5 protein-coding genes are annotated in these 5,975 nt (G+C 34.6%); 1 reads left to right on the forward strand and 4 read right to left on the reverse strand.

All coding sequences use genetic code 11. From position 1 onward, the window contains the following. Positions 1-138 precede the first annotated feature (138 nt). Positions 139-1,659: a TrkH family potassium uptake protein gene (locus KTQ83_RS10975; RefSeq protein ID WP_217256836.1), complete on the reverse strand. Its 1,521-nt coding sequence runs from the start codon at positions 1,657-1,659 to the stop codon at positions 139-141. Next, a complete protein-coding gene (gene trkA / locus KTQ83_RS10980) occupies positions 1,643-3,001 on the reverse strand; it encodes a Trk system potassium transporter TrkA (RefSeq protein ID WP_186999671.1) in 1,359 nt (452 codons plus the stop codon). Before trkA ends, KTQ83_RS10975 begins: the two co-directional genes overlap by 17 nt. Before the next feature lie 341 nt (positions 3,002-3,342). Here trkA and KTQ83_RS10985 point away from each other — a divergent pair, with 341 nt between their 5' ends. Beyond that, positions 3,343-3,945, forward strand: coding sequence for an ATP-binding response regulator (locus tag KTQ83_RS10985; protein ID WP_186999670.1), 603 nt, complete (start codon positions 3,343-3,345; stop codon positions 3,943-3,945). An 81-nt stretch (positions 3,946-4,026) separates the two neighbouring features. Here the strand turns inward: KTQ83_RS10985 and KTQ83_RS10990 are convergent, their stop codons facing one another. After that, complete coding sequence (locus KTQ83_RS10990) at positions 4,027-4,698, reverse strand: Crp/Fnr family transcriptional regulator (RefSeq protein ID WP_227403314.1); 672 nt, start codon at positions 4,696-4,698, stop codon at positions 4,027-4,029. A gap of 351 nt (positions 4,699-5,049) precedes the next feature. Continuing rightward, entirely contained in the window at positions 5,050-5,709 is a 660-nt protein-coding gene (locus KTQ83_RS10995; RefSeq protein WP_217256837.1) for a Crp/Fnr family transcriptional regulator, read from the reverse strand. Positions 5,710-5,975: the final 266 nt, after the last annotated feature.

The following is a 5,975-nucleotide window of genomic DNA, read 5'->3' on the forward strand; positions in this document are numbered from 1 at the left end:
TGGATCCATCAACAAGGCTAATCTTCTTTTATTATCTTTTCATGAATAATTCAGGCTATATATTAACTCAAAATACACTTAAGTTAGTTGTATCCGTTTTCATTAAACTAAAAGGTGCAAATGATACTAAAAAGTACCTTAGTTGCTTCTACGCTTTTTACGACTATGAATATTCTTAGATACACTACGAATATTTAAAATTGGAGCCAAGAAAATGATAATAGGATAGATTTCCAAACGACCAATCAACATCGCAAAAGATAAGACGATCTTCGAAAAATCCGAGAACATGGAGAAATTTCCCATTGGACCACAAAGACCATATCCTGGACCTACATTACCAATACAAGTCATAACGGATGTAACCGTTGTTTCAAAATCAAAGTTATTAAATGAAACCAAGAACAACAAGACACCGACAATAATAATGAAACTACAGAAATACGCCATGATCTGAGTGACCACCTCTGTATCTACAACTTTTCCATCCATTGTAATGGCTTCTACTTTTTGTGGATGTAGTAACTTTTGAATATCCAATTTAATTTTCTTTACAATAATCAAAAGACGACTTACCTTAACACCACCACCAGTCGAACCAGCACTCGCACCACAGATTGTTAATAAGAAGAGGATCATCTTACTAAATTGTGGCCAGACACTATAATCACAACTCGAATATCCCGTTGTCGTTATAATTGAACCCACTTGAAAACTTGCCAAACGAATGGATTTGAATACATCAAAATTATACATGGATAAAATATTCAATGTGATACAAATAATTGAAAATAGAATAATACCTAAATATGTACGCAACTCTTCATTTTTAAAGACCTGTTTGAAATCTTTGATTAATAAAAAGTAATACATATTAAAGTTCACACCAAATAAAATCATGAAAATCGTAATGATCACTTCATAATACGCATTGTTGTAGGCACCAATACTCGTGTTTTTAATTGCAAAACCACCAGTACCCGCTGTACCAAATGTATTACACAACGCATCAAACAATGGCATCTTCCCAATCAAAAGTAAAATGACCTGAATGACAGTCAATCCCATATACATGGTATATAAAATCATAGCCGACTGACGCATACGAGGTACTAATTTACCAATGGTAGGACCCGGCGCTTCCGCACGCATAATATGCATATCACGATCATTTGACTTTGGAAGTAAGGCCAAAATGAAAACCAAGATACCCATACCACCAATCCAGTGTGTAAAGCTACGCCAGAATAGTGTGGCATGCTTCAAATTCTCAACTTCCGTTAAAACACTTGAACCTGTCGTTGTAAATCCAGACACCGCTTCAAAGAAGCAATCCACAAAAGAAGGAATTTCACCCGACAAGTAGAATGGTAATCCACCAAAGAAAGAAACAACAATCCAGGCAATACCCACCGCAAGCATTCCATCTTTGGCAAAATAAGAATTCGTTCTCGCCTTTTTACGCGTTAAACCATATCCTAAAACCAAACAAATCCCAATTACGATCAAGTAAGAATCAAATAATCCTTCTTGATAAATCAAATCCACTATGACCGGTAACACCATTAAACAGGCTTGCGCAATAAGCACCATACCCAATACATTACCAATTATAGTCCAGTTGAGTTTATGTATATTATGCTTAAGATAGTAAATCATTGATATCCCTCAATCCTGCAACCTTACTAATAATAATAACCGTATCCGATAGTTGAATACGCGTATCACCAGTTGCCACCTTAGAAACACCTTTATGTGTTATATACGCAATGATAATACCCTTACGAATATTTAGATCCTTAATTGGCACATCAATAAAACGACAATTGTCACGCACTCTAAATTCTAAAGCCTCTACCTTGTCATCCACTAGCTTGATCAAAGATTCAACGTTTGATCCAACCGTATTCTGCATAGCACGAACATACTGCACGATTTGGTTTGCGGTAATAAACTTAGGCGTAATTGAATTTTCAAGCCCCAACTTATCCAACAAGAAACCTAGAGAAACACGATTTACCTTAGGAAGCACATGCGTAACATCATGACTTTGCGCAAACATCGAAATAATGACATTCTCCTCATCATTATCTGTAAGAGCGATAAAGGCATCCATTTCCTCTAAGGATTCACTCAATAATAATTCATGATCCGTTCCATCTCCATGAATAACCGTTGCCTGTGGGAATTTTTCAACCAAGTTGATACACTTATCTTTATTCAACTCAATAATTTTAACGGCCATCCCCAATTCAAGTAACATTCTCGTCAAATAATATGTGATACGACCACCACCAACAATCATAACCTCATTGACTGTACGATCACTTAAAATACCAATCTTAATAAAGAAACGCTCTAATTGCGTTGCTGAACCCGTTAATGTAAGACGGTCATTTTCATAAATCACCGTATTTCCATTTGGAATGATGACTTCACCATCACGCAAAATCGTCACAAACAAGACTTCCGTCTTAAAACGACGATTGATATCAACCACACGCATATTTAAAAGTGGGGAATTCTCTGTTACCTTAACTTCAGCAAGCTCAATTCTTCCCTTCGCAAAAGACGATACTTTAATGGAATTTGAGAAACGAATCGCACGCAAAATTTCACGAGCCGCCGCCTGCTCTGGATTGATACTCATACTCAATCCCAATTCATCTTTAATCAAACGAACTGTGTTATTGTATTCTGGATTACGAATACGAGCAATGGTATGTCTAGCTCCCAATTTTTTTGCCAATAAACAACAAATAATATTCACTTCATCCGTTGATGTAGCCGCAATCAACAAATCACTCGAAGGTACGCGTGCTTCCAACAATGTGTCTAAACTAGCTCCATTCCCTTGCACACCAACAATATCTAGTTGATTCATTGTACTCGATAATACATTCACTTTATTTTCAACCACTGTAATATCATGACCCTCTTGATTCAATTGTTTCGCAATCGCAAAGCCAACTTTCCCATCACCAACTACAACAATTTTCATATTTTCTTCCAAAAAAAATAAATTCCTATACGGAATCTATCTCAAGTATAATACAAATCAATATTAAATACAATTCAACATAAAAACTAGTGATACAGAAAATTTGTTCACTCTTCTTGCATTTTCAATCCATAGTGATATACTAGGCAATACTGGATAATCAAATTGCCTTTTTACCGCTTATCCAGCGTTTCCTATTTCTTGAGCTGATTTACCCGATCAGCTCTTTTCTTCGTTTTAACAATCGAGTATAAAGCCCTTAGAAAGGGCATAATGGTATTTTTTAAATTGCACTATCTTACCTGCGCCTTTCCATAGACGCTTTTTTAAGGAGGTGTGTTATGAATACACAATTACTCGAAGCTTTGTGCAAAGATTTTGCGGCCATTTATCAATGTGAGCTAATCCAAGATACTATCGATATCGTCCGCTTCGACAAAGGAACCCCTATCGATATGGCCATACAAACTTTGGATTTGTATACACTTCACTCCTTTAGTAAAATGATACATGGTACGATACAAATGGAAAGTAAAGAAAATGCGGGTACAACCTTTTGGATAATTCTTCCTTTACAGATAGATTTTAACCTACAAACTGCAAAGCCCATTCAAACTAATCCATTAAATCTTACAAATAAGAAAGCACTCCTTGTTGAAGACAATGATATCAACCTAGAAATTGCAACCATTTTGTTGCAAGATCTTGGGTTTGATTTATCGACTGCTCGAAATGGACAGGAAGCCATTGATCAATTCAAAAAATCTAAGCTTTATACTTTTGATTATATTTTTATGGATATTATGATGCCAATTAAAGATGGATTAGAGGCAACAAAAGAAATACGTACCTTACCAAGAAACGATGCGAAAAGCGTACATATTCTTGCGATAAGTGCCAATGCATTTGAAAGTGATATTCAAGAATGCATTAAAGCAATATGAATGGACATATCGTAAAAGCAATCACTATGGAATTATTAGAAGAAAAATTAGCGAAATGAAAAGGGTGAGATACTTACCCTTTTAGTCTGCATATGGCTTTAAATAATCTGCATTCAAAATTAAAATCTTATTATCGACTATACGAATTACGTTTTCTTCTCTTAATCCACGCAAAATACGGTTGACACTGTTTCTGGTAGAAATACCACAGAATCCTGCGATATCATCATTTGTGATCTGCATATCAATCAATATACCTTCCTTGATTTCTTTTCCAGACAAAGAAATCAAATTATAAAGAAATGCGTAGATAGCGCCACTCTTTCCATTCATTGTCATACATTTTTGGCGATATAGAGCTCTTTGTAGATTCTCACGATAGTATGCCTCAACATACTCTTTTAGTTTTTCATCTCGCTTTACGGCCCTTGAGAAATCTTCTCGACTTACCAAACAAAAAGATGCCTCTTCACTTTCAACACGAATTCTTACACGATACGCAACATCTTCACGAAGTGTGTCGCACATTAACGAAAGAAGATTGGGGCCTTTGTCGTAAGTTATATTATATTCACGTCCATCCTCTAAAATGGAACTCACCTTTACGACACCTTCCTTTAAAAAAATCATCTTTTCTAAATCGCACATTATAATATCATGGTTCTTTTTTGAAACAATTGGGACTTCCATCTTTTCCAGATATTTAAGCACATAGTCACAATTCATCTTCGTCACCTCTATCATTATTTCCATTGTACCATACTTCAGTTGAATCTTGTTAGCAATTGATATTTATTATATTACGTGTTCCTTACATATACAATTATGGGCAATTGTTTTTGTATAATACACAACAAGATGATATACTTATTTTTGCTGGATAGCGTGTCCATAAAGTAATTTGCATATCCAGTTTCCTATGAATAGAGCTGAATTATTTGCCACATCATCTAGTTCAGCTCTTTTTTCATTTCAAAATCCATGATATAGTAAATAAAACTGGTTGTAACCAACTCATGATAGTCTTTCTTATAATGACCAGTTTTAAGAGTCGGCATCCCACATTTTAAGTCGGCTCTTTTTATTTTGTATGAAAAAGGCGGATTATGCATCCATCTTAACATCTACAAATTGTTTTAAATACTCGACATCCAAGACCATGATTTTATTATACAATGTGCGAATAACATGTTCTTCTCTTAAGCCACGCAAAATACGATTCACGCTATGTCTTGTAGAAATTCCACAGAAACCCGCAATATCATCGTTTGTGATCTTTAAATCGATCAAAATTCCATCACGCGCTTCTTTTCCAAATATTGTAACCAAATAGTATATAAATGCACATACAGCACCATTCTTGCCATTCATCGTCATTAATTCTTGTCTTGAAATTGTTTCCGATAATTTCTTACGATAATACGTATTCACGTATTCCACCAATTCAGAATGTTTATTTAATAATTGATTAAATAATTCTTTAGAAACACAATAAAAACTAGCTTCATCACTTTCAACACGAATCATCAATGAAGAAAATTTACAATCAACAACTGCATCTTTAAACATAGATAAAATATCAAAGCCTTTTAAATACGCAATATTAAATTCACGTCCATCACGCATTAAAACACTGACCTTCACAACACCTTCTTTTAAAATATATGCATTCTCATCATCCATCTTTAAAAATGTATGTCTTCTTTTACGAATAACAGGCACTTCGTGCTCTGTAAAAAAGTCTAAAAATAATTCACGCCCCATAATTTAAATCACCCTTTGTCAATATGATTTATTATAACACACTCCTTCTTTTGATACGTTAACAAATCACACAGATAAGAAAAAAGAATAGACCTTAGCCCAATGTCATTAAGTTAAGAGATGACGAACCATCCAGATACTATTGTCTGGATGGTATTTTTATTTGAAGGCACGACGAAAATTGTAGTATTGCTACTACATTTTAAAAAATGGCTCTGTCACAACAAATGGTTGATTTTTGACGAGAAATAGCGTATAATAATAGT

Origin of the sequence: Holdemanella porci, assembly GCF_019052655.1 — a bacterium.
Taxonomy (GTDB): Bacteria; Bacillota_I; Bacilli_A; order Erysipelotrichales; family Erysipelotrichaceae; genus Holdemanella; species Holdemanella hominis.

Bases quoted from the DNA above. Each gene is read 5' to 3' on its own strand.
- KTQ83_RS10975 (WP_217256836.1), bottom strand. From the start codon at position 1,659: ATGATTTACTATCTTAAGCATAATATACATAAACTCAACTGGACTATA.
- trkA (WP_186999671.1), bottom strand. From the start codon at position 3,001: ATGAAAATTGTTGTAGTTGGTGATGGGAAAGTTGGCTTTGCGATTGCG.
- KTQ83_RS10985 (WP_186999670.1), top strand. From the start codon at position 3,343: ATGAATACACAATTACTCGAAGCTTTGTGCAAAGATTTTGCGGCCATT.
- KTQ83_RS10990 (WP_227403314.1), bottom strand. From the start codon at position 4,698: ATGGAAATAATGATAGAGGTGACGAAGATGAATTGTGACTATGTGCTT.
- KTQ83_RS10995 (WP_217256837.1), bottom strand. From the start codon at position 5,709: ATGGGGCGTGAATTATTTTTAGACTTTTTTACAGAGCACGAAGTGCCT.